The organism is Paenibacillus sp. JNUCC-31, from assembly GCF_014844075.1.
Classification (GTDB): Bacteria; Bacillota; Bacilli; order Paenibacillales; family Paenibacillaceae; genus Paenibacillus.
Window position 1 is genome coordinate 3,193,160 of record NZ_CP062165.1, and the last position, 25,154, is coordinate 3,218,313.

The 25,154-nt window shown below is 45.3% G+C and carries 23 protein-coding genes; 9 read left to right on the plus strand and 14 right to left on the minus strand.

Annotated features, from left to right (window positions below):
- Nucleotides 1-145 precede the first annotated feature (145 nt).
- Nucleotides 146-709 carry a hypothetical protein gene (locus tag JNUCC31_RS13745; protein ID WP_192271926.1) on the minus strand — a complete coding sequence of 188 codons (564 nt, stop codon included), beginning with the start codon at nucleotides 707-709 and terminating at the stop codon, nucleotides 146-148.
- Between the two features lie 96 nt (nucleotides 710-805).
- Between JNUCC31_RS13745 and JNUCC31_RS13750 the strand changes: the two genes are divergently transcribed.
- Nucleotides 806-1,723, plus strand: a complete 918-nt coding sequence (locus JNUCC31_RS13750) for a phosphatidate cytidylyltransferase (RefSeq protein WP_192271928.1) — start codon at nucleotides 806-808, stop codon at nucleotides 1,721-1,723.
- A 211-nt stretch (nucleotides 1,724-1,934) separates the two neighbouring features.
- Here the strand turns inward: JNUCC31_RS13750 and JNUCC31_RS13755 are convergent, their stop codons facing one another.
- Nucleotides 1,935-2,513: a hypothetical protein gene (locus JNUCC31_RS13755; RefSeq protein ID WP_192271930.1), complete on the minus strand. Its 579-nt coding sequence runs from the start codon at nucleotides 2,511-2,513 to the stop codon at nucleotides 1,935-1,937.
- Between the two features lie 509 nt (nucleotides 2,514-3,022).
- Between JNUCC31_RS13755 and JNUCC31_RS13760 the strand changes: the two genes are divergently transcribed.
- A complete protein-coding gene (locus JNUCC31_RS13760; RefSeq protein ID WP_192271931.1) occupies nucleotides 3,023-3,625 on the plus strand; it encodes a hypothetical protein in 603 nt (200 codons plus the stop codon).
- A gap of 86 nt (nucleotides 3,626-3,711) precedes the next feature.
- Here the strand turns inward: JNUCC31_RS13760 and JNUCC31_RS13765 are convergent, their stop codons facing one another.
- Entirely contained in the window at nucleotides 3,712-4,287 is a 576-nt protein-coding gene (locus JNUCC31_RS13765) for a lysozyme (RefSeq protein ID WP_192271932.1), read from the minus strand.
- A gap of 156 nt (nucleotides 4,288-4,443) precedes the next feature.
- Nucleotides 4,444-4,641: a helix-turn-helix domain-containing protein gene (locus JNUCC31_RS34105; protein ID WP_192271933.1), complete on the minus strand. Its 198-nt coding sequence runs from the start codon at nucleotides 4,639-4,641 to the stop codon at nucleotides 4,444-4,446.
- Between the two features lie 388 nt (nucleotides 4,642-5,029).
- Between JNUCC31_RS34105 and JNUCC31_RS13775 the strand changes: the two genes are divergently transcribed.
- From JNUCC31_RS13775 to JNUCC31_RS13785, 3 genes are all read left to right on the plus strand, one after another.
- Nucleotides 5,030-6,079: a bifunctional transcriptional activator/DNA repair enzyme AdaA gene (locus JNUCC31_RS13775; RefSeq protein ID WP_192271934.1), complete on the plus strand. Its 1,050-nt coding sequence runs from the start codon at nucleotides 5,030-5,032 to the stop codon at nucleotides 6,077-6,079.
- Nucleotides 6,080-6,154: 75 nt separating this feature from the next.
- On the plus strand, nucleotides 6,155-6,928 hold the full coding sequence (locus tag JNUCC31_RS13780) for an isocitrate lyase/PEP mutase family protein (RefSeq protein WP_192271935.1): 774 nt from the start codon (nucleotides 6,155-6,157) through the stop codon (nucleotides 6,926-6,928).
- 193 nt (nucleotides 6,929-7,121) lie between these two features.
- Nucleotides 7,122-7,637 (plus strand): hypothetical protein, encoded by a 516-nt coding sequence (locus JNUCC31_RS13785; protein WP_192271936.1) that lies wholly within the window; start codon nucleotides 7,122-7,124, stop codon nucleotides 7,635-7,637.
- A gap of 129 nt (nucleotides 7,638-7,766) precedes the next feature.
- Here JNUCC31_RS13785 and JNUCC31_RS13790 read toward each other — a convergent pair whose 3' ends face one another.
- From JNUCC31_RS13790 to JNUCC31_RS13820, 7 genes are all read right to left on the minus strand, one after another.
- Complete coding sequence (locus JNUCC31_RS13790) at nucleotides 7,767-8,465, minus strand: hypothetical protein (RefSeq protein ID WP_192271938.1); 699 nt, start codon at nucleotides 8,463-8,465, stop codon at nucleotides 7,767-7,769.
- Nucleotides 8,462-9,337: an ATP-binding cassette domain-containing protein gene (locus JNUCC31_RS13795; RefSeq protein WP_192271940.1), complete on the minus strand. Its 876-nt coding sequence runs from the start codon at nucleotides 9,335-9,337 to the stop codon at nucleotides 8,462-8,464. The genes JNUCC31_RS13790 and JNUCC31_RS13795 overlap by 4 nt, the downstream gene beginning before the upstream one ends.
- Nucleotides 9,334-9,714, minus strand: a complete 381-nt coding sequence (locus JNUCC31_RS13800) for a GntR family transcriptional regulator (RefSeq protein WP_062323109.1) — start codon at nucleotides 9,712-9,714, stop codon at nucleotides 9,334-9,336. Before JNUCC31_RS13800 ends, JNUCC31_RS13795 begins: the two co-directional genes overlap by 4 nt.
- A 99-nt stretch (nucleotides 9,715-9,813) precedes the next feature.
- Nucleotides 9,814-9,984, minus strand: a complete 171-nt coding sequence (locus JNUCC31_RS13805; protein WP_192271942.1) for an aspartyl-phosphate phosphatase Spo0E family protein — start codon at nucleotides 9,982-9,984, stop codon at nucleotides 9,814-9,816.
- A gap of 241 nt (nucleotides 9,985-10,225) precedes the next feature.
- Nucleotides 10,226-11,608 carry a transcriptional regulator gene (locus tag JNUCC31_RS13810; protein ID WP_192271944.1) on the minus strand — a complete coding sequence of 461 codons (1,383 nt, stop codon included), beginning with the start codon at nucleotides 11,606-11,608 and terminating at the stop codon, nucleotides 10,226-10,228.
- Nucleotides 11,609-11,890: 282 nt separating this feature from the next.
- On the minus strand, nucleotides 11,891-12,808 hold the full coding sequence (locus JNUCC31_RS13815) for an aldo/keto reductase (RefSeq protein ID WP_192271946.1): 918 nt from the start codon (nucleotides 12,806-12,808) through the stop codon (nucleotides 11,891-11,893).
- Between the two features lie 174 nt (nucleotides 12,809-12,982).
- On the minus strand, nucleotides 12,983-13,873 hold the full coding sequence (locus JNUCC31_RS13820; protein WP_192271948.1) for a diacylglycerol/lipid kinase family protein: 891 nt from the start codon (nucleotides 13,871-13,873) through the stop codon (nucleotides 12,983-12,985).
- Between the two features lie 353 nt (nucleotides 13,874-14,226).
- Between JNUCC31_RS13820 and JNUCC31_RS13825 the strand changes: the two genes are divergently transcribed.
- A complete protein-coding gene (locus tag JNUCC31_RS13825; protein ID WP_228469653.1) occupies nucleotides 14,227-15,735 on the plus strand; it encodes a leucine-rich repeat domain-containing protein in 1,509 nt (502 codons plus the stop codon).
- 168 nt (nucleotides 15,736-15,903) lie between these two features.
- Here JNUCC31_RS13825 and JNUCC31_RS13830 read toward each other — a convergent pair whose 3' ends face one another.
- Entirely contained in the window at nucleotides 15,904-16,818 is a 915-nt protein-coding gene (locus tag JNUCC31_RS13830) for an AraC family transcriptional regulator (protein ID WP_192271952.1), read from the minus strand.
- A 119-nt stretch (nucleotides 16,819-16,937) separates the two neighbouring features.
- On the opposite strand from JNUCC31_RS13830, the gene JNUCC31_RS13835 reads away from it, so the two are divergent.
- Nucleotides 16,938-18,272: a glycoside hydrolase family 30 protein gene (locus JNUCC31_RS13835; RefSeq protein ID WP_192271954.1), complete on the plus strand. Its 1,335-nt coding sequence runs from the start codon at nucleotides 16,938-16,940 to the stop codon at nucleotides 18,270-18,272.
- Between the two features lie 105 nt (nucleotides 18,273-18,377).
- Here JNUCC31_RS13835 and JNUCC31_RS13840 read toward each other — a convergent pair whose 3' ends face one another.
- Entirely contained in the window at nucleotides 18,378-19,376 is a 999-nt protein-coding gene (locus JNUCC31_RS13840) for an endo-1,4-beta-xylanase (RefSeq protein WP_416234411.1), read from the minus strand.
- A gap of 256 nt (nucleotides 19,377-19,632) precedes the next feature.
- On the opposite strand from JNUCC31_RS13840, the gene JNUCC31_RS13845 reads away from it, so the two are divergent.
- Together JNUCC31_RS13845 and JNUCC31_RS13850 are read left to right on the plus strand one after the other, a co-directional pair.
- Complete coding sequence (locus JNUCC31_RS13845; protein WP_192271958.1) at nucleotides 19,633-20,817, plus strand: MFS transporter; 1,185 nt, start codon at nucleotides 19,633-19,635, stop codon at nucleotides 20,815-20,817.
- Nucleotides 20,818-21,140: 323 nt separating this feature from the next.
- A complete protein-coding gene (locus tag JNUCC31_RS13850) occupies nucleotides 21,141-23,441 on the plus strand; it encodes a 5'-nucleotidase C-terminal domain-containing protein (protein ID WP_192271960.1) in 2,301 nt (766 codons plus the stop codon).
- Between the two features lie 156 nt (nucleotides 23,442-23,597).
- On the opposite strand, the gene JNUCC31_RS13855 is transcribed toward JNUCC31_RS13850, so the two are convergent.
- Nucleotides 23,598-25,136 (minus strand): MAC/perforin domain-containing protein, encoded by a 1,539-nt coding sequence (locus JNUCC31_RS13855; RefSeq protein ID WP_192271962.1) that lies wholly within the window; start codon nucleotides 25,134-25,136, stop codon nucleotides 23,598-23,600.
- Between the last annotated feature and the right edge of the window lie 18 nt (nucleotides 25,137-25,154).

Genomic DNA, 25,154 nt, shown 5'->3' on the forward strand with positions numbered 1-25,154 from the left:
TCACTCCATCCGTATTAATGGATAAATATTGGATCTCATTTGGTGAACTCCCGCTTCAAGTTCGAAATGCGGTTGTGCATACTCCGAAACACAAACAGAACAGCCTGTTGCCCGGACATCCGTGGCGGCAGGCTGCTTCATGCTTTTATTCCTTGGAACCCGGATCTTCGTTTCCCGGCTTATACTCCCTTAACTTCCCTTCATATACCAGCCGTAGTTGTTCACTCTGGCGAAAATCATCCGGGGTCACTAGCGCAGGCAGCTTGTTCCACAGTTTAATGCCTGAGCGTTGCAGAATCTCGGCAACAAATTGCGAGCAAAAGTAGGAGTTGCTGAACTCCACCGGCTCCTTTAATGTAATGCCAATCACACCCAGCAGATTGTACATATATTTCTGGCGGCTGCGAATGAAGATGTGCAGCACCCGCTTCATCTTTTCCACTTCACGTTCCGTCACCTGAAGCTCATAAATGACACATGTAGTATTCGGATATTTGCTGTATGTACCTGTCTGAATGTCTTCCTTAACGAACCCGCCATTCAGCGGATTGCTGGGATGCTTGCGACCGAAGCTATAGAGCTCGGATAATTCCCGGTCAAAGGAGATGGAGGCATGATTATATGGCGCTCTGGTGTAGCTTTGAATAACTTTGGTAAACAACGTTCCCGTATTGGTAAGCAGGATATAGATCGAGCGTTTATCTGTCATAACGAAATTTCCCCTTATCAAGTTCACACTATTCCTTCATAATAACATAGGTACCCTATATTGAAATCTTACTTCTGGATAAGCAGGTGATCATACTTGAGCAGTTCACTCTTTACTTTAACACTGATTTTTATAGCTTTATTGGTCATACATATCGTATACAAAATCATTACGAAGCTTCAGCCGGACAAGGACTATTCGGGCATTGGCAACAAAATTAAAACCTGGTGGGGCATGTTGGTCATCTTCTGTCTTGCCACTCTCTTTAATCCGATTGTCTCCTTGATCTCCCTGATGGTACTCACATTTTTCGCTCTCAAAGAGTACTTCTCCATGATCCGCAGCACCCGCAAAGCAGATCGCCGGCTGTTTCTATGGGCGTACCTGGCGATTCCGGTGCAGTTCTACTGGATCTATATTGGATGGTATGGGATGTTTATTGTGTTTATTCCACTGTATGTCTTTTTGGTACTGCCCCTGCCACGTCTGATTAATAAGGGAACGGTTGGCTTCCTGCGTAGTGTCAGCTCGACGCAATGGGGATTGATGCTGATGGTATTTGGACTTAGTCATCTGGCGTACTTTCCGTTTGCATCACCGGAATATGGTTCAAAGCTGGTTCTGTTTCTGGTCGTGTTAACCCAGCTGAATGATGTGGTGCATTATCTGGCCTCGCTCTATCTGGGCAAACGCAAAGTGGTGCCCACGGCCAATCCATTTTTGACATGGGAAGGGTTCGCCTGTGCCTTCGTTGCAACCACCGCTGCCTCTTATTTCATTCATCCATATCTGACCCCGTTTGATGCACGGTTTGCGCTTTTCATCGGTGTGTTAATTGGTCTGGCGGGATTCTTCGGAAGTCTGACGGTTTCTGTCCTGAAACGGGACTTGTTAATCGGGGATGACAATAAGTTCGATGCACTGAAAAAAAGCTACCTGAGCCGGGTCGACAGCCTGACGTACACCTCTCCGGTCATGTTCCATGTCGTTCGTTATTTCTTCGACTTTATGTAGGCAAGCAGTCGTATCCGTTAAGATACGAGAGCGTGGTACACCCTGGATTAAAAATAAGATATAACATGGCGTCATTACAAAAAGCAGCCTTAATGGCTGCTTGCACATTTATGAGGGAATGAGAGACGCACGCATAGTGCGTCTTCTCCACCCTTTCTCCATTGGAATCAAATGATAAAAACACGCACATAACTAAAGCTCTGCCGTATTATTATTTTAATTTAATTTCCTTCTCCGAGGTGACTTCGTTCCCCTCTTCATTGGTAAAGACAAATGTCGCTTTGCCCCGTTCACCCTTCATCTCTTCCGAATAGATAAATCCGGAGAATTGCCCGTCACCACTAATATAAAATCCTTCTTTTCCATTCGCGCCATGCTCGATCGCTTCCTTATAGGAATTCACAATCGTTACCGTGTTGGACGTCCAGCGCATCTCGGATAAAGCGTAGCCCTCAGGAATTTGTTTGATCGCAAAGTCAAAGCTGTTGCCTTTAGACGGCTTATCCGTCTGGTCAATCACGATCGTGACCTGTTCTTCCGCATTGGCGGAAGATTCCGATTTAGCCGAGAGCTTGCTCTCATTCCCGCTTTCGTCCGCCTGATTATTGTTATTCTTTGCCTCAATATTGGGAACGGAACTCTTTCCTGCTTCCTCTATGGGCTGCTTCGATTGCGGATAGGCATGTTCCTGTACGGACTCATTATTGTTTTTCGCTCCACATGCACTGGTCAACAGCAGGATACATAGAGCAGACACCCAGAGTATAGCTTTATTTGTATTGATATTCATCGTTGGAACTCCCTCCATATTCCTCTAAAGTAACAAGCATTATGCAATCATCCCAAGAGAACTTTCCAATCAGCACCTTCTATAGTAATTACTACACCATATCGTCTCACATTAAGCTCCATATTATGTAAATGAGTTATAAGATAGCTCGATCATTTCATTGATTGTGCGTGTTCACCAGAATGGATCAGGCGTAAAAAGGGGTCAAAGCAAGCGATCGGAACGTTCCCGCGGAGGACTAAGCACCAAAATTCAATTGCTAATTGTGATTTAGATAACATAAAGTTAACCTTATTCATAAATAATGTAAATGTTATGTCACTCATCGCTTCAATTGCTCTGATATAATTTCTGCTAGAGCGAGCCTCCCAGTAAACAAGTAACAACTCAACCGGAAAAAAAGGTGATATAAAACGAAGAAACAGGAGATTTTAATCCATACGGGGATTAACTCAGTTATCAAGCGAGAAAACATGCGAAAACATAACTTTATAGTAGGAGTGTGAGATATGAAAAAAACATTATTGGCTTGTATGATGATAATGCTGATGTTAGCATCAGCTTGTGGAAAGGTTGAAACGACTTCAAGTTCAAATACATCTAGTGAGCCAAAACCTGAAGCAAAGGAGTCTACCAGTCCAGCTAGCACCTCCGAGTATTGTTCGCAAGGACGTGAAAAATTGGATAGTGAAACTGAAAAATTTATTTACGGAACTTGGAAAGTCAAGAAGCACCTTGGGTTTGCAAATTCTTATAATGATGCTTCTGAATATCCAACAGGGCAAAAATTTATCGGGGATGACCTTATAATCGAAAAAGACCTTTTTTCATCTAAAGGACTTAAAAACTATAGTGATTATCAATATGAGCTGAAGAATCCATTATATGAAATTACATCAACATGCGATAACGCTGACGCATTTTATAGACTATATAAAATAGATATGCCGGATCTGAATGCTAATGATGTAGTAAAAGTCATCAATATAAGTGATCCATCAACAAAGCTCAGTATACCTGTTAGCATAAGTTTCTTTGTTGTTAATAACGATAGGCTGATCTTATTATCAGAGGCGACTATTTTTGAGCTTGAAAAACGGATGACTAAATGAGTTTGCCTGTGGTAATAAATTTTGTGATAAAAGAAAGGTCAGTCATAAAGGCTGACCTTTCTTGTTTGTGTTGTAAGACGATTGAACTATAGTGTATACACTGGATATTTATGAGTATAACCCGAGCCTTTACAGAATAGTTCAGCTTCTTCATTTCTACGTCTTTGCAAACTTCTATCATATGAAAATGCTTTACTTACTAGTTTAGAACAATTGTCAAGTTCCTGAGTTGAACGTGGCCCTTGGAAAGATGGGTAGATTAGCTTGTATGCAAGCAGAGCTACTACATCATCGGTACTAAGCACCCCAGAGCCTGCATTAAAAGTAAGCGAAACAAGTGCATCAAACTGATTTTGGGAAAGGGACATACCTGCAGGAAGTGCCACTTTATTTACGGATGATACAGCACTTGCAGTATCATTGGTGAAAAATGTATTTGCCTGAGACTGAGTAATTGGAGAAGTATAACTGAGTCCCAAAGATTTTGATAGAGCGTCAGCTTGTGCTTGGGTTAAAGTTGTATTCGCTGTGTATGTTTTAGACTTTGTTATCAGATGTCCATACCCAACTGTTGGAAAACCTTTTGGATCGGCATAAAATTTTAAGTTAAGTCCCTCATGCCCTTTCATAAATGTTGCTCCATTAGCGCTTAGATTTGCCATAATAAATCACTCCTAAAGTTATTTTTATTCGTTATGAGAGCAATAAGGAGGAATCATAGCCAGAACAACCATTCCCAAGTTTTCTGCGATGCCGTATTGCCTTCACATATATATAAAGAGAAATGAGTCTCTTTTTTTACAACCACGCTCCAAATTTTATTTCAATTCACTAGAATCGAAAGTCTGTATCACCTCAATCATTTTGACATAGAGTTCCTGTCTTAAATCATCTCGATGATCGTGGGGGACTTGTCGCAAGGAGGCTTTGATCTTTGGTATAAAAGATTCTAGGATATGTAATGTTGCCTCCTGATCGTGGTGTTGCTGTGCTTGTACTAAAAGTTCGGCCAACATAAAATTACCGCTTTACGTTTTTTGTATTTCATTCTTCAAGGCATTAATGACATCGCTTAGATTAGATATTTTTTTCGCCCTGTCAAATAGTGAACATTATCCTTTAAAAAGTTGTTTTGCCGCAGGTGGGGCAATCGGTGTCTTATCCGGCTGGCTGCTTCTGGGCGAAGTCATTCGGGATTGCGTCTATATGGGCGGGCTATGCATATTCCTGGGGATCTTTCTGGTAAACTGGACTGGACGGACAAATCAAAAGAAAACATCTTCCCAATAAACATGCTACTTGGTGAAATAAAAATATTCATGCCTGATTTTCGGCGATGCCCAGTGCATCGTTTTTTTATAATATCAACAAGGATCAATTCTACTGATATAAGGACGTGCGCCAATGATTTCTGCCGAACGGAAAGAACAATATTACCATGCTCTGGTTGCCAAGGATTCGGAATATGAAGGTTTATTCTACGTTGGAGTCAAGACGACGGGCGTATTCTGCCGGCCTACTTGCCCTGCGCGAAAGCCAAAATTCGAAAACTGTGAATTCTATGAGACGGCGCAGCAGGCATTGCTTGCTTCGTATCGCCCTTGCCAGCGCTGCCGCCCGTTATCCCATCCCAATCAGGTATCTGATGTGGTACGCGTATTGGTGGAAGCCGTGGAAAACAATCCGGAGAAACGTTGGAAAGGCCAGGATTTCAAGGCGTTATCCATCGACGAATCCACCGCCAGACGTCAGTTCAAGAAGCGATTCGGCATGACCTTTGTCGAGTATGCTCGTGCCCGCCGCATGGGATTGGCCCTGAAGAATATTCGCTCTGGTCGCAAGGTCATTGATGCCCAGCTGTCCACCGGTTACGAGTCCGGCAGCGGGTTCCGGGATGCCTTCTCGCGAATCATGGGCGCAGCGCCTACACAAGTGGATGAAGAACATGTGTTGAAGGCGTCCTGGATCGACACCCGTCTTGGACCCATGATGGCTGTAGCTGATGAGAAAGCATTATATCTGCTTGAATTTGTGGATCGCAGAGGTCTGGAGCGTGAGGTGGAACGATTGCGCAAACGGACGAAGTCGGCCATTGTACCTGGGATTACAGAGCCCATTCGTTCAATCGAACGGGAACTTGCGCAGTATTTCGAAGGGACATTAACTTCATTCCGCACCCCGTTGTTCTGTTTAGGAACACCATTTCAGAAGAGCGTCTGGGAGCAGCTGATAGCGATCCCTGCGGGGGAAACAAGGTCATATCAGGATATCGCGAATGCACTGGCTAAACCCACAGCATGTCGAGCGGTAGCACAGGCGAACGGAGCCAATCAGCTGGCCATTGTTATTCCTTGTCACCGTGTGATCAATGCCAGTGGTGAACTGGGTGGATACGGCGGAGGCCTGACACGCAAAAATTGGCTTTTAACTCACGAAAAGCAGGGTGGTAGCTGAATAACCCAAGAGGTAAAAAACACCAAGCAAATATTGCAAAGCAAATGGCATGATATAACGGAGGAGATCAACCTTATGAATACCTTACAAGAAAAAGCAGCGATTTTTCACCAATCCCATGTGAAAGGGAAGCCATTGGTGCTGGTCAATATATGGGATGCCGGGAGTGCACACACCATCCAATCTGCTGGAGCCACAGCAATCGCTACCGGAAGCTGGTCTGTAGCTGCAGCTCATGGTGAACAGGATGGCGAAGCGATGCCATTCCAGCTGGTTCTGGACAATCTGGCCCGGATTACAGCGAGTGTGGATTTGCCTGTAACGATTGATATGGAGGGAGGGTATGGCAGGTTTGCGTCAGAAGTGAAGGAAAATGTGAGCCAAGTGATCCATCACGGTGCCGTGGGAATTAATATTGAGGATCAGCTCCCCTCTGGCGCGGGACTGTACGCTGTGGAGGAGCAATGCCTGAGACTGTCGGCTGCCCGGGAAGCTGCGGATGAGGCAGGAATTCCGCTGTTCATTAACGCCCGCACGGATATCTTTTTGCAAAATGCACCTGAACGACACAATCATGCTCTCCTGGAAGAAGCGCTTATCCGTTCCAATGCTTATGCAGAAGCAGGCGCCAGTGGTCTGTTCGTTCCGGGCTTACAGAATCAACAACTGATTCAGGAATTATGTGAACGTTCATTGCTTCCTGTCAACGTGATGGTTACATCCCATGAGCCTTCACCGGAACAACTTGCCAGGCTGGGTGTGGCGCGTGTGAGTTATGGGCCTTATCCTTATCTGCAAGCAATGGAACATTTGAAAGAGCTGGGACGAAGTATTCTATCTGGAAAATAACAGAAAGGCGCGCTTCTCATTTCCCCCAGAGGGAGGCGTGATTTCTCACGACTTTCAATAAAGGCCTCTATTATAAAGCGATCATCTATGATGTGAATCCTCAAACAGGTGTTAGACTTCACCTGTTTTTTGATGCTTATTCCTTTTCACTTATGTTATAATCACCACTATTGAACATTTACAGGAGGCACATATGCTTAACGTTGAACAAAAGCTTGAAGTGCTACAATCGTATCCCCAACTGCAACGCAAAGATGTTTCTCTCGGTCGTGTTAATTTCCACTACGAAGATAGTGCGTATGATAAAAAGATTGTTGCTTTGCATATTCATCCTAACGGTAACGGTTATATCTATGCAGGGCTGCTGCCCAACTATGAGACCGATGATAGAGGATTCGTCAATATTCGTGATTACTCCGAAGCGGATCTACGCACATTGCTAGATGAAACGATCAAAGCGATGTCTTACAATCCCAACGCCGTAGAATCAAATGAGCCGGAACAAGCAAAAGCTGCTCCTACATTGTCTACAACCTCTGCTGGTGGCGGAACATGGATCGATGAAGATGGACATACACTTACTTTAAAATATGAAGATGACATGTGGTATGTATATTCCGGTCTAAATCTGGATATGGCTTTCGAATCTCGTAGCGAAGCTGGCGAGTATCTCAAAGACGAAGGATTCAAACCACAGGCCCAGGCTTAACTCAACCCAATTCATTTGGGATGCACAAAGATTCACCAAGTTATATAAAAAACACGAGGCGTATTCGCACTCGTGTTTTTGTATTCACAATGAATCGTTGTCTGGCTTCCTTCATATAACAGTTTCCCATCAGTCTTTTTTGCCTTTCATGGAAATCGGCGCGTTCTTCATCATAGGATAAGTGCTCAGAAGTAAAACACCTCCAATGACCCCCAGAACCGTGAACAATGCGATGAGATTGACATTCGTAAACCACTGTACCCACATACTCAGGTCGGATAAAACAATTACCAGCGTAACAATAAGACTGACCCCAAAGAACAGGACGAAAAAATTGCGCATCCCCAATCTGATCCAACAGACGGTTGAGAAGGTGGAGAGTCCCAGCACCAGAAAACCAATCATCAGATCGACCCATAGATAGGTGAAAAAATGATATTCGCTTGAATACAGCATGCCTGGTTGATAAAAGGTTACGTTAAGCATTCCATATTCGTGGAGAAGATGTGTTATAAGATAGATTACATTCAGTATGGTAATGGTACCTACGACCATCCAGAGCGAAATCATATAGAAGGATTTCATGAACTGAATTCGTGTACTGCCTATACCTATCGCAACCGGAAATAATGTGATGATCCCCGCGATCGCGAAAGCACAGATCCCTCCGTACATCGGACCAAATAATTGCGTTGTATACGTTACATCAAATATGAATCCAATGGCCAGATAGACGACAGTAAGCATAAGGGTTATGAAGGAGAAGATCATTAAATACCAACGCATATCATCCAAAATCAACCGATTCGTACCTTTTGTTGCGTTCATCGCTTAACCCCCTCTTGATTACGGGTCCTGTGAATCAGATAATCTTGTAATGTCGCTTTCTCAATGGAAAGCCCCTGTGCATGAGCGATATCTTTCCATGCTTTGGAGTAGGGCTCATCAATCATCACTTTCATGGTCGTTCCCATCCGGGACGATTCTATGACCTCCACGTCTGCTGTTACGCGGTTGATATCATCTATTCCCCCTGTTAGAAGAACTCCTTTTTCGCGCATCTCTTCCATCGGCTGATTAAACAATACTTTTCCCGCTTTCAGAACGATTAGAGACTCACATAATGGCTGAATCTCCTCAATATGATGGCTTGATATCAGAATGAGACGCGGGTTATCTTCATAAGTCTCCAATAAAGCATTGTAGAAATATTTGCGTTTCTCGGCATCGAGTCCGTTGGTTGGCTCATCCAGGATCGTTACCCTTGCATTACTGGCCAGACCCAGTATCATCTGGGCGGCGGTCTTCATGCCTTTTGAGAATTTGCTGATCTTCTTTTTCACTGGCAATTCGAACCTATCGATTAATTGCTCTGCAAAGGTCTGATCCCACTGAGGATGAAAGTATTGACCGAACCGAACCATATCGTTGATCGTCCAATTCCTACCCAGGGGATGATTCTCCTGGATATAACACAGATTCTCCTGTGCTGTCAAATTGTTGTATGGATTCTGACCCATCACTTGAATGGTTCCAGCATCAGGTCTATTATGGCCTGCGAGCAGACTCATCAGGGTTGTCTTGCCTGCGCCGTTTCTCCCCCACATTGCACTGATGATTGGCTCGCTTTCATGTATAGTTACGTTATCCAGCACCTGTGTCTGTTGATAGCTGTAGGTCACCTGCTCGATCTGAATCATAGTTCACTCTCCTTATCCTTCTTGCCTCGGATCAAATCAACAATCATGTCCTCGTTCATGTGAATGCGTCTGGCCTCTTCAAGTAAAGGCTTGATAAATTCTTCGTAGAAATGCTGCTTTCGTTCAACAAGCAATGCTTCCCTGGCTCCCTTCGCAACAAACATGCCAACACCTCGCTGTTTGTATATAATACCTTTGTCTACGAGCGATTGAAGTCCTTTCCGTGCCGTGGCTGGATTAATATTGTAAAAGCGAGACAGTTCATTGGTTGAGGGAACCTGTTCCTCCACCTTTAATCTGCCGTCCACAATGTCATCCATAATCATCATGGCGATCTGATGAAAAATAGGCTGAGATTCATCCAAAGTCGATTTCATGCGATTCCAACTTTCATTCAATGGTTAATTAGTTAGTCGGTTAGTTACTCATGTGACTAACTATAGTATACAGAAACCAAATTGTAAATAGGCGAAGCATTAATTGATTATTTTTTTTATTTTGGCTCGATTGTATTGATTAATAAGGCCGTCGAGAACTACAGATTGCTGGATAACTTCAGGATGAAGCAGGCTGTCGTATTCTGACTGCAGGCGGTAAAGCTGTTGTCTGGCCTCTTCGATCTGTGACATCAACTCCAGGCAATCCATAATACCCCTCCTTTTTGTCATATTTTAGTTTATTATGCCAATCGATAGGCCGCAAGGGGTACGACATACTTTTTCTTCCACCAGACGCAAAAAAAGACGCCTCTGAATGAATATTCAGAAGCGTCCCTTGGCTCAGGATTATGTCCCTAAACCGTGGTCATTAGTTCGGTAAATTGATGGGTTTGGAACTTCCTCAGTAGGGACAGGTCCAATAACAGGTGTAACGATGTTCACCACTATACTACATGTAACTATCAGCAAAGCCAGCTTTCTCTTCATTGAGCTTCTGCACCTCACTAATCAAAATTTTGTACTGCTGTATAGCTGTGTCAGACGCATAATCCCTATATTGCTCAAATAGCCCGACACCTCTAAGCATACCTCGTCCACTACAAATTTCAATAGAGAATCTTAAACTATCGAGGACAAATCCTAATCCCGTAAAGTACTCGTCTTTCTTTAGATAATATGCACCCAAATCCGCTAATAGACGCAGATATCGATCATCTGTAACCTGTCTGCTGACTTTTCCAATCCGGTTACTCTGCTCCTGGTACGTAAAGTAAGATCCATATTGTTCGAGCACATCATCAATATTCTCATCATAGCGAATTGCAGCAGTCACGATATCACAAAGTGCTGGAAATATCTCATTTTCCTTGGTTGAGATGTAATTCAGATACTCAGGCAAAACTTCAAACTGTCCGCCCATTAATTGATATATATAACGGTTGCCCTCAGCCCATTCCTGAAATTGATTAATGACAATCATTTCATCTGCATTAGGCTCTCTCACCCAACTATAATCCGCATATAATGACACATATTTCAAGGCGATTTCATAGTTATTTAAATGAAAATTGGCACTTCCAGATGCCAAATATGCATACATAATATAGAAAACAATCGGCCGCTTCGTTTCTTCCTGTTTCCTCCTGCCATTCAGCTCATAATGAATAGTTGCTTTCACTTTAAGCTTTTCAGAGAGCTCCTGAACTTTGCTCCACCTGTGAAGGGATGCAAAGGCATTAATCAATTCGTTGAGAGCATCAAGCTGGTAACGTTCATCCAGTCGATCCACATAGTATTCGAATTGAGCGGCAATGATCAGATTTCGTTGCTGATCATTGGTTAGTCCCAGTCGGAACAGTCGATACTGACACAGTGCAAGCCGTTCGGAGTGCTGCATTTTCTCACTTTCGGCTATCGTTTCATATAGTAGAACGGCTGGTTCGAATCTACCTGCATGATAGAATTCCTCAGCCAGATCAAATAACAAAGGAATATAAGATAGATTATCCATCATTAACCGAATAACCTCTTCAATACAGTTCAATTTATTCAACTCAGCACAACGATGAAGGAAGGGTCCCAGTCTTCGCCAGTCAGGGGTAGCATGGACAAAACACTCATCTATGTACAATTCATAGAAGAAACCTTCTTCAAGTCTCATAGCTGAAGTGATTCGATCCAGCTGCTGCATTGCAATCGGACGATTCTTGTTCAAGATATTGCTCAGCGTACCCGAATTAATTCCTGATATTTCCGAAAAAAGACTAATGGACATCTGCTCACGTTTCAAATAACTTTCTAAATGATCACGTATCGTGGTTGTTGGCTCCAAACTAACACCACCCTCCAAAATAAAAAAACCATAAACAGGATTAACGGTATGCAAAAGTAATTATATGTAATAATTAAGCAAGGGTCAATAAGATAAATTCAACTAATTTGTATTAATTACAAAATAATCCTTTTGTCGATATGGAGAGCTCTATCCTTATTTTATACCGTGGACGAGCCTGCATCAATTAAAGGATAAAATAAAAACACGAGCGAAAAAAACGCTCGTGTTTTACATGCAATATAACAGAATGATCTGCTATATATTGATATTGATTTTGGTTTAAGGCAGTACATTGCCAGCCGCACGATAAATTTCGTACCACTCCTGGCGTGTAAGGTGAACATCGCCTGCTTTGATGCAATCCTGCAAACGCTGGATATTCATCGTACCTGTTACTGGCTGCATGTGCGCCGGGTGTCGCAGCAACCAGGCAATCGCGATGGTGGTATTGCTCACTTCATATTTTGCAGCAACCTCATCGATTTTTGCATTCAGTTCCGGGAACTTGTCGCTGCCCAGGAATACGCCTTCGAAGAATCCGTATTGGAACGGGGACCACGGTTGAATCGTGATATCGTGCAGGCGACAATAATCAAGAATACCGCCATCACGGTTAACCGCGGCATCATTCTCCATATTCACGTTGATTCCACTGTCAATCATCGTAGTGTTGGTAATACTCATCTGCAACTGGTTGGCTACCAGTGGCTGTTTAACGTATTTTTTCAACAGTTCGATCTGGTTCGGGTTCTGGTTGGATACCCCGAAGTGACGAACTTTGCCTTCACGCTCCAATTGGTCAAAGGCTTCAGCCACTTCTTCAGGTTCAACCAATGTATCCGGGCGATGCAGCAACAGAACATCCAGATAATCGGTTTTCAAGCGTTGCAGAATGCCATCCACCGAATTCAAGATGTGCTCTTTCGAGAAATCAAACATGCCTTTGCGAATACCGCACTTGGACTGAAGAATCATATTTTCACGAACCTGGGGATTCATCTGCACAGCGTCTGCAAAGATCTCCTCACACGCTCCGTTTCCGTAAATATCTGCATGATCGAAGAAGTTCGCGCCTGCTTCCATCGCGGAATGAACAAAATGTTCAGCTTCTTTGCTGCTTAATGAATTAATTCGCATGCAGCCAACAGCTACAACTGGTATTTCAAGTTCGCTGCTGCCCAGTTTAATTGTTCTCAAGATGCTTTCCCTCCATATTCGGATCGTATTGTATACCTGTGCCCAACATCATTGCCTGCTGGTATATACTTGTCTTCCATCTATGATTGTGACACAGAACTGCAATCGTTTTCAATGGAATTATAGAACTCTTATATGGAATAATGAAGGTTTTTTTATTCACCGCTCCCCCACTTATATTTCTTCCGGGACAATCACTTCAATATGCCGAGGCAATACACGGATTCGAATGGGCAGAGAAGGCCCTTCCTCCCCGTCCACATTCGTACGAATGGCTTCCGTGGAGCGGACGTGTACTTCTTTTGCCGTAAAGTAATCCACATCCTTATGGTTCTTCAGATTGCCAAACAGCAAGGACGTTCCGAGAGTAACCGTATTAAAGACGTTCATGCTCCGAATCACAAAACAATGAATTAACCCATCATCCACCGCTGCTTCCGGAGATAATTTCTCAAAACCTCCAACCGAATTGGTCAGCGCCGCGAGAAAAAGTGGGGATTCACCTTCCCAGAACTGCCCGTCATACTCAATAGTTAGTAGCTTGGCGGTTGTGTTCATCAGGTCTTTTAAGCCTTCTTTCATATAAGCGAATGAACCCAGCCTCCACTTTTCTTCCGATGATACTGAGAACAACGCCTCTGCCAATGAACCGGCTGCCACCACGTTGGCAAACAGACGATCATTAACTTTACCCAAATCCACCCTATGGATCTGGTCTGAACGCAACTGCCGAATGGCTTCCTCCGGGTCAAGCGAGATATTCAGCGCACGCGCAAAATCATTCACCGTGCCCAGTGGCACCACACCCAGTCTGGGACGATGTTCCTGATCCATCATGCCGTTTATCGTCTCATGCAAGGTCCCATCCCCACCGATAGAAACAACGAGGTCACAACCATCTTTGCAGGCACTCAGACAGAAGCTCGTCGCATCACCTTCTCCGGCTGTCACGTTGACCACTACTTCATACTGCACTGATTCAAGAATTTCTTGCACTTGGGACACATATTGCCGAGCCTCTTCCTTGCCTGACGATGGATTGCTAATGATCATGGCTTGACGCATACCCGCATCTTCTCCTCCAAATGGCATTCTTTACTTCATCTATACCCTAACTGCCCTCATGTTGAATAGGTTATGGGGAAGTTGTACGATTTTTTTGAAAAAGATGGCTGGAAAAGTGCAGTGTAAGGTTCATATCATATAGAATAGAAGTATAGTTATCTGCTCGTCGTGAATTTCTTGTTCCTTTTACCTGATGATGGGTTAATAACTATAGATGTGTTTATCTATTCTATCTGTCCATATCGTAACTATAATATTTTATCAACATAAATGGGTACTCACAAAGTACATAAGAACAGTACATTTATCTATCCTCAAAATCGGAATCGGAGGGAATTCATGCAATGAGAAGAATGACTCTACTATTTCTAGTCTTTATCCTGAGTATCGGGGCAGCCGGGCAAGCGATGGCCTATACCGCATCAGACTTGGGCGAAGGAATAATCAAAGATCCTGCACTGGAGAACGGACTGAAGCTGATTCTGAACAAACCGATAGATTCCCCTCTAACCTCATCTGACCTGGAGCAGCTGAACGTCGTGGATCTGAGCAATGCAGGCATTCAAAGCCTGGCCGGTCTGGAATACGCCACGAATCTGACTCACCTCCGGCTATATGGCAATGAGATTGAAGATCTGACACCGCTGGAGCATCTGACTCAGCTTCGCGAAGTTGACGTTCGCAATAATTACATTACATCCATTGATGCTCTGGCTGAACTAAAAGACCTGGGACGGCTGTTTATCAGCAACAACTCCATTTCTTCCATAGACGTTGTACGGGGATTCACCAGACTACATACGTTTCACGCCAGCGGAAACCAGATTGCCAGTCTCTCCGCGCTGGCAGATGCAAATGATCTGCAATGGCTCGAAATCTCCAATAATGCAATAACCGATCTGACACCACTAGGGGATAAAAGGAAGCTTCACCAACTCAACGTGGCCAACAATCACATCCACACACTGGATGTACTGGCTGATCTGCCAAATACACTTCAGAAGCTGAATGTGGCAGGCAATCAGATTACCGATCTGATGCCTCTGGAGCATATGACACGTCTGCGGACACTCGACTTCTCCGGGAATCAGGTTCAGCACCTGACGCCTCTGGAAGAATTGGTAGATTTGAGGGAACTGAATGCGGAGTCCAATCAGATCTATGATCTGGAACCATTACGACAGCTGTCCAAGCTGGAGGTACTGAAACTGTCTAACAACCGGGTGTGGGATCTGACACCCATTGCAGGTTTTACTTTTACAAGAAATAACACTGCCCCTACCATAACGGACATCTCTGCTTCCACCTCCTTATCTTCCGGTACCCAGACTTCGATCTCGGAGCCGGAGCCTGCCGGACTAACGGTACAAAATAATTATCTGGATGTTGCGAGCGGCAGTGATACGATGCGCCTTCTGAACCAGATGAATGTACGGGAGCAGAAACGCACCCCACAAGGGAGATTTCAGCGGCTGATTGAAGGGTCCACAACGGCTTATATCGGGGATCATGCTTACGCTCTGGAGGCTGCGCCTTTTATCGATGAAGGTCGGACCTATGTACCGCTCCGATTTGTCTCCGAACAGTTGAACGCCAGCGTGAACTGGAATCCGGATACACAGGAGGTTCAGATTGCGCAGAATGAAACATCGGTCCGGTGGACGGTAGGCGACAAACAGGTGGTTGTAAACGATAGGCTTGCAATGAACGATGCACCTCTATTGATGAAGGATGGAAAGACGTTTGTTCCGGTACGTTTTATTTCGGAGCAATTCAATACAACAGTTGGTTATATCGGAAGCAGCAAAACGATTTTGATCTTCGAAAATAAAGCGCAAGATGAGAGCGTGCAACAACCTTAATTATGCAATTGCAATTACATGATCAAGCACCAAGCACTTATCTCAATGTACCATTCAATTCATAAGCCATCCCTGTAGATTATTACATGCACAGCGAAGTCCCCGTCTGAACATCAGCGGGGATTTTTGCTGAGCATTAAACGGGATACGAGCACGCGCACATGCGATTTAATCGAAGAAACGAATGCTGCCCATCGTCTGCCTGTATTCACTGGGACTCATGCCAGTCCATCTTCTGAACTGCCGGCTAAAATGCGCAAGACTGGAATATCCAAGCATCGCAGCAACCCGAGTGAGGTTCAGATCAGGTTGATGTATCAACTGCTTGGCCTCGTGAAGTTTCAGTTCGGACAAATATCTGCGCGGGGAGATGCCATATACTTTCTGAAACGTCTCCAGTGCATAACCAGGACTGATTTGAAGCGAAGCCGCGATCTCTTCCATCCGAATCTGCTTGTCCCCCAACCCTTCCCGCTGGATATTACCGGCATTGAACTGACTCTTGATGGCCTCGGCAATCAGCGTTGCATAATGGGCCACAGTAGGCGATACGGCTTCTTGGGAACGGGAGGAACTCTGCTCTGCCAATATCGCTAAAATCTCCAGCAAACCAGCCTGCATACGGAACAAATCCGACGTTGTATATTCTTCTTTATCCTGAAGCAGGTCCACCCATTTCATCATGACCTCCGTCAATCGATGGTTATCCTCACTGTCATACGGGAATAACAGCTGTACATGTCGGCTCATCTCCTGGCGAAACAGAACCTCGTCCACATTGAAATGGGCAATAAAATAAGTCAGCCCCTGCTCCTGATTGCATTCATTGGTATGTTTGCATCCGGGCGGAATGAGCAAGATATCTCCTGCCTGGAGATCATATCGGATGTTCTCCAGTATCGTCGTCTGCGCCCCTTCCAGAATCAGTATCAATTCGAAGGCCAAATGTGATTCAAGCGGCACTTGCCATCCTTGCTTCACCTTCTGCATGTGAGCACCAAACAGCTTGACGTTCCAGTCTGTCGCAGGCAGCCATCGGCTCTCCGGAGATAGATAAGAACGATATGGTTCTGGGATGATCATGAATTTCACCACCTTGGATTAGGGCAAATTTTACGCGGTTCAGCGTATCTTCTTTTGCAACAGGCCTTGATATACTGACTGTACATCATACCTGAGATTCAAGCGAGGAGGAAATTCCAATGTCCCTGACGTTACATGGTTATTCCACCACACCAGATCATTCGTGGAAAGAGATTTCTTATACACTTACAAATGAAAACGCTAACTTAAAACTCACAGGTGAACAGCATCAGCTTGTTGAAGGATTTGGCGGTTGTTTCAATGAGCTTGGTTATATGGCACTGTCCCACTTGAATGAGGAACAGCGCCATGACGTATTTTATTCCCTCTTCCATCCGGAGGGAGATCAGAAATTCAGCATCTGCCGCCTGCCAATTGGCGCGAGTGATTATGCAGAGCAATGGTATAGTCACAATGAGGTGGACGGTGACGTGGCAATGGAGCATTTTTCGATCGAGCGTGACTTCAAATATCTGATTCCATACATCAAAGAGGCCCTGACCTACAATCCGAATCTGCAATTCTTCGCCTCGCCGTGGAGCCCGCCAACCTGGATGAAATCGCCGAAAGCCTATAACTACGGAACGCTGCGCTGGGAGAAGGATATTCTGGAAGCGTATGCGCTGTATTTCGTCAAATTCGTACAGGCATACCGGGACGCAGGCATTACCATCCATCAGGTTCATGTGCAGAATGAAGTGATCGCCGATCAGAAATTTCCTTCCTGCATGTGGACAGGCGAGCAGCTGCGTGAGTTTATCGCCGATTACCTGGGGCCTGCTTTTGACCAGCATGGTCTGGACACGGAAATCTGGCTGGGAACGATCAATGCACCTGACCCATGGGAAGAATTGATCAAGAAGAAAACGAATGATTTCGACGAATATGCCGGACTGGTGCTTAGTGATCCCAAAGCGTACGCCTATATTAAGGGTGTCGGTTATCAGTGGGCAGGTAAAAACGCCATTCAACGTACCGCAGCGAGCTACCCGGAGCTTCGTTACATGCAGACCGAGAATGAATGCGGTGATGGCGACAACACGTGGAACTATGCCAAGTATGTATTCAATCTGTATCAGCATTATTTCAGCAATGGAGTGAATGCATACATTTACTGGAACATGGTTCTGGAGCCAAAAGGCCGCAGCACGTGGGGATGGGAGCAAAACTCCATGATTACAGTAGATCCGGATGCCAAAGAAACCATACGGAATCCCGAGTATTATGTGATGAAACATTTTGCTCATGATGTCGTTCCTGGTGCGCGAAGAGTAGGATTGTCTGGAGCCTGGAGCGGCAAAGCAGTCGCTTTTCGCAACCCGGACAATAGTCTCGTCATTGTCATCAACAACCCGTTCAAGGACAGACGCGACCTGCATCTGGCGTATGAAGGGCAGACACTCCGGTTCGAGCTGGAAGCTGATTCCTTCAACAGTATTGTCATTCCGTCCTAGTCAAGACGTATTAAAAAATAGCGCTCTGACCGCTACTTGATCTGCGGAACAGGCGCTATTTTTGGGATACAAGTGATAGCAGGAAGAACGTGATTATTATGCTGCTTAAGGATTGTTAGCCAGATAGTTTCTCAGCCACTGCATTGCTGGACGCTCTGTACCATTGCTGTTCACCAGATGGGAACCTGGTTGCCAGGTTTGATTCTGGTTGTAGCCCCACAGCGTCACCCCTTTAACGGCAGAGTGCTGCCATAGTACAGGGAATTTCTGCTGATAGCGCTGTAACTGCGTATTGTCATCACCCGTCATGTCCAGTTCGGATACATAAATCGGCAGACCGGTCGCAGCCAGCTTGTTCAATACGGTATTCATTGTGCTTACGGAAACGTTATCCATATTAAAGTAATGGGCCTGAATACCAATCCCATCAACAAGGCCTCTGCTCTTCAGAATATTGATAATCTGTATATATTGATCCGCTTTAGCCGGATCACCGATGATGCCGTATTCATTGATCAGCAATTTGGAGTTGGGAAAGGCTTGTCTTGCCTGTTGGAAAGACCAAATGACCCAATCCCAGCCCGTTGCTCCATCCCCACCAATAGCGTTTCGATAGGAAGGCTTGGCATGCAGCGGCTCATTGACTACATCCACAAATGCGGCTTTAGGGTAACGTTGTCCTGCTGCTTTTATCCACTGTGTCACTTCAGCCTTCTGATCAGCAGCCGAAAGACTGTTTATCCATCCTGGCTGCTGATTTCCCCACACCAAAGTATGGAACTTGAAAGGAAATCCATTATTGACGGCATGATTGTATGCCATGTCTGCCTGAGACCAGTTCATGACGTTGCGTGTACCCTCAACCGCATCCCATTTGGTTGAATTCTCGGGAGTCACCTGATTCCAGTAGGGATTAAAATTGGAAGGCACACTGCTTGCGATGATATTCCCTAGAAATTTGCTGCCTTTCGCCAAACCGGCACTCACACTGCCCACGGCTACGGATGCAGCAAGTACACCCACTAAAGCGAGCGAACCCACCGTTTTGAACCATTTGGACTTAAACAATGTATTTCCTCCTTTAAAAGTATAATAGTTGACCATATGGTAAGCGCTTACAAATTCATTTTACTGGATATATTTGTAATTATCCATGTAAAAAGTATAGCTTATCCCTCAATAATTATAGGTATTGGATAGTAATTATATTTACAAATCTATAAATCTAGATATAATGTAATCCAGAGAACCTGATTTTTTAGCGATCATTAATATAAGATAAGGAGGTGTTTCTTCAGCTTATTGTATCTATTTTTCTATATATATAAATATAAGATCAATTGGAGGTCTACTTTTTAAAATGAAATCACAACAGGTTAACCCACTGCTCATCCTCATTCTGGCATTGGGTGTATTCGCCATCATCACTACAGAAGTAGGCATTATAGGTGTCCTGCCCCTGATTACGCAGAAATTCAACATCACCGCTGCTCAGGCTGGATGGCTGGTAAGTATTTTCGCTTTAGTCGTTGCCGTGTCTGGCCCTTTTCTGACCTTGCTTGTATCTGGTATCAATCGTAAAACGATTTTGTTAACGGCTGTACTGTTATTTGCCATTTCCAATGTAGTCTACGCCTACACAACCCGTTTCGACATGATGTTCATCTTTCGGATTATCCCGGCCATCTTTCATCCGGTCTTCTTCTCTGTTGCTCTCGTCACGGGTGCCAAACTGGTCCCACCGGAAAAGAGCAGTCAGGCGGTTGCCAAAGTGTTTACCGGGATCACCGCTGGTTTTGCATTCGGCGTGCCCCTAACTTCCTATCTTGCGGAACGAGTCTCGTTGGAGGCTGCGTTTTGGTTCGGAGCGGCTGTCAGTCTCATTGCTTTCGTCGGGATATGGATTTGGCTGCCTTCGATGCCTGTGCAAGAAAAGATGTCCTATGGCAAACAGATCGGTATTTTGCGTAAACCTGCGCTGTGGTTGAATATTACTACTGTCGTTTTTATTTTTGCAGCCATGTTCTCCGTGTACAGTTATTTCGCCGAATATCTTGGGCAAGTCACTCATATGGGTGGTTCCTGGATTAGTGTAATGCTCTTGGTCTTTGGCGTCATTATGATTGCCGGGAATTTGGTGTTTGGACAGCTTCTGCATCGAAATATTCCGAGGACCGTTCTCCTTTTCCCAGTGCTATATATGGCAGCTTATTTACTCGTTTATTATGCAGGCTCCTACTTCATTCCGATGATCCTAATGGCGTTCGTCTGGGGTGCCATTCACTCTGGTGGTCTGATTGTCAGTCAAACTTGGCTAACAACGGAGTCTCGGGAAGCACCGGAGTTCGGAAACAGTCTCTTTGTCTCTTTCTCTAATCTGGGAATCACCTTCGGTACTTCCATTGGCGGCTGGTTCATTGCCCAACTTGGAATTCATCAGGTTATCTGGAGCGGAATCATCTTTGGTTTGCTTGCTTGGGTATCTATCGTTGTCAAGATAAAATTCTTCACCTCTCGTAGTCATAGTTCAATTGAGACGCTTTAAGAGTTAAGGAGCCCGTTGTTCTGGAGCAAAGTGCTCTCTTCCATAACGAGAAAATCCCTTCTTCATCAGTAACATGCTCATACTGAAGTGCCAAGCGTCACATACAATCAATTATGATTTGGGTGTTGTTGAGGAAGAAGTTTAACATATAAAAATACGTGTAGAGACTACTCTGATCATTTTCCAGTGAATTCCTACGGAATGATCCAGAGCGGTCTCTTTTATTTGTCATTTTGTGGTTTACATTTACCAAATGTTTATCTAGTATTAACTCCAATGACACCTATCTTTACATAACACTAGATAACAAGGGAGATTACAACATGCGCAAATTTTCACCGAAACGATTCGCAGGATGGCCCTTATCATTCCTCCTATGTGCCTCCATCCTCTTCGCCCCCTTCGCTTCCACACCGGCTCAGGCTGCTGAAGCAGACAAGGAAACCAAGATTACGTTGCTGGGAACATCGGACATTCACGGCCGATTTATGCCGTGGGACTATGCTCTGGACGGTCCGAATCCGACAGGGAGCATGACGCAGCTGTACACCATCGTGAAAAAAGTGCGTGCTGAGAATCCGAATACAATCCTGCTGGATGCAGGCGACATGATTCAGGACAACTCGGCTGAACTGTTCAACGATCAACCTCAATCTCCCATGATGGTCGCCATGAACGAAATGAAATATGACGCATGGGTCATGGGCAATCATGAGTTCAACTTTGGATTGGACGTATTAGAGAAGATTTCCTCACAGTTCAAGGGACAACCCTTGGTAGGTAACATTTTCAAAGAAAACGGCGATCGCTATATGCCTGCCTATACGATTATTGAGAAAGACGGTATCAAGGTTGGTGTCATCGGAATGAACACACCTATGATTACCGAGTTCGAGAAAGGAACGGATCACCTGGACGGTATCATTGTCAAAGACCCTGTGGAAGAGACCAAGAAGGCTGTCGCCGAGCTGAAAGGCAAAGTGGACGTCATGGTTGGACTCATGCATATGGGACTGGACAACGAGAACGGGAACCCGGGGACCGGGGTCACGGATATCGCCAATGCCAACCCGGAGCTGGCTGCCATTTTTGCCGGACACATGCATACGCTGATTGAATCCCAAACGGTTAACGGCGTATTGATCTCCGAACCGAACAAATATGGCTCACACATTTCACGGATTGACCTCACGTTTGCCAAAGAAGGCGACAAGGTTGTACTGAAAAGCAAGGAAGCTCAAGCACTCGCTGTAAAAGCAGCTGATGGCTCTTATGAAGTGTCCGATCCCGGACTGGAAAATACACTGCATCCGTTCCACGAGTTCGCTCGTGCCGATGCCAACATTGAAGTGGCTGAACTGAAAGGAACCAACCTGGTACCGGCAGATGAGATCAAAGGCATTCCTGCCGTGCAGATTCAGGAGACACCACTCTCGGACTTCTTCACCGAAGTCATGCTGCATTATAGCGATGCCGACGTTGTCGCACACCAGATTGATAACGATAAAGCCAAACTGGACGTTGGACCGATCAAGAAAAAGGATATTGCGTTCAATTACCAATACACCTTCGGTGAAGTAACCGTATATGAAGTGACCGGACGTGATCTGAAGGATTACATGGAATGGTCTGCGGGTTATTTTAACTCCACACGCCCTGGCGATGTGACGATCAGTTTTGATCCGAAACGACGTGCTTCCAAATACAGCACCGACGATTTCTTCGGCGGCGTGACGTATGAAATTGACCTGACCAAGCCTTACGGCAGCCGGATCACGAACCTCAAGTACAGCAATGGTACCATGGTCAAGGAAGACGATACGCTTAAGCTCGGCATGAATGCTTACCGGATGGAAGCGCTGATTGCCAAAGGCGGCGCACTGGAAGGACGTAAGTTCAAACAGTTGTGGTCCTCCAAGGACGCTTCGGCATTCGGCGAGATACAAGGTACGATCCGTAATCTGTCGATTGCTTATCTGAAAGATGTGATGAAAGGCGTCTACGAACCGAAGATCCAGCACAACTGGAAAATCACCGGTGTCGATCTGACAGCACCTGCACGTGCAGATATCGTAGAGTTGATCAACGATGGCATTATGACCGTTCCGACAACGGAAGATGGCAAGTATACCAATATTGCGTCCATTAACATTTTGGATGCGGTGACGGAAGACGAAATGACCGCACTTGCCACCAAAGCGAACGTAAGTATGGCGCAATTGTCTGGCGCGAAAACCAAGGGCGAGTTCTATCAGGAGCTGAATAAAGCTCGCAAGTCTTCCACTGGGAGTGGTGAAGAGGTGACTACACCTGAGAAGCCAACGAAGCCGACAGAACCAAAACCGAAACCAACGCCAACACCAGGAACATCAAAACCCGGCAAGCCATCGACATCACCAAGCACAGGTAAACCAGGTACAGTCGTTAAAGGCAAACAAGCCAAGGTTACTGCAGCCTATCTGAACGTGCGTTCCAGCGCATCATCCAAAGCCAAAGTAGTTACTGCCGTACCGAAAGGCACCGTTCTTGAGGTAATCAGTACAGATAAGTATGGTTGGGTAAAAGTGAAACTGGATGGTCGCGTAGTTTATGTCTACGGTAAATATGTAAGCATGCTGCCTTAACTTTAACAGCTATATATTGAGGAAATGACCTGCATCGCTAGAAATCGAAAAAACCAACTCAGCCTGTTAGCTGGGTTGGTTTTTTGATTGTAATGAACTATCTGACGGTAAGCTCAGGTTCAGACAATTCTGGCAAAAAGCTGTTTATCCCCGCAATTACATTTCCCCAAGTCCCAAAGTATAGTTGCCGCTGTAGATCTCCCGATACAAATATACATTAAGCTGGGCCGTTTCAAGCGTATTATAATCATAGAATTCGATGCCCGTACCTGGACCATTGCCAAAAATGCCAACCAGCATGTAATTCGACGGATACGATACCCATGAGTTACCCGGTCCCTGGCTCTCCTGGTGTTCCTTGAGCCAATAATTGAGTTGTTCACCCGCTCCGGCACTTCGTAACATGCCAACAATATCAGGCGTGGGAGACATGCCGCTGTCAATGCCAAAAGAACTGATAATCAGGATATTTCCAGCCGTATCCAACTTGCCCTGAATGTCCTGCTTCATCTGATCAAACAACACATGGTAAGTCGTGACCCACCCTTGCTCTTTGGGAACCGTATAATAGCGGTCGAGCAGTACATGGCTCAGATTGCTACTGTCCAAAATAACGACTTGATATCCGGCTGGACCGTCCGGTTGCCCGGAGGAGGGCTCGTAGGGAACAGATCCGATGTAGATATCGGGTACGATGGCCTTATCTTCAATCGGCCAAGTGATTCCACGGCTGCGCGTCCCAATAGCTAGGTGCGGGTGCATACTTCTTGCGTACTTTTCCCAGGCGGCCTGCACAGCTTGCCGCTTCTTCCCGCAAATCTGCCAGATCCCTTCAAGCGTAAAATCAATAATGGCGGGCTCGGATGAGACGCTGTCCACCCACTTACGGAACAGATTTACCGTGTTCTCCCCGGGTTCCAACGGATTGATCAGTGTCAGATCTGTCACCTCCGAAGGATTGCCTCCATGGGCACGAACCGTTGTGCTGCTATGTGACGCGTACTGCTTCCACGCACTGCTGTTCTTGACTCCGGCATCCAGACTGCCACTGCTGAACAGTGCCTCGTACTGTGCCTTCATCATGGCGGAGATTTCCTGCACATTGGATAGGCCTTCCACACTTACAGCGGTGTAAAATTGCAGTGAACCGCCAAGTACGATTTTATTGGTAAAATACATGCCAAAGTCATTGAAGAAGCTGCTGAACACGTCCAAATTTTCATCCGACAGCTCATACGGCAATTCGTTCAGTCGTTCGTTAAATTCATCGGATAGAAAACGGGCGTCATACTGGAATTGCAGCGTTGCCGCTTCAGCGTAAAAATTCCGGTAGGCGTAGGCATACTGGCTGTTCTTGTTGAATTCACCCGAGTAATCAAGAGCCATCTCCCCGCTGAACGCACCATAGCTTCCCTGTATGCCTACATGAGCAGCCAGACTGTTCTGTACTTCTTCACGTGTTCGGAACGCGCCGCCTTCATCATAGGTTTCCGTATCCTGAATCAGGTTCACATATTCGGGAACCTCATAGTCTTTCCCCAGAAAGGTAACCGTCTTGACCGCGGCCTTGGCCGGAGAAACCAGCAATTTGATAAACGAGGATACGTCACGTGTACCATAAATATTCATTCCCTGGGCAAGTGCGTTTGCTTGTGACATTATCGGGGTCTGTTCTGTGTTTTCAATTTTCCCCATGTGGATAATCCTCCTCTG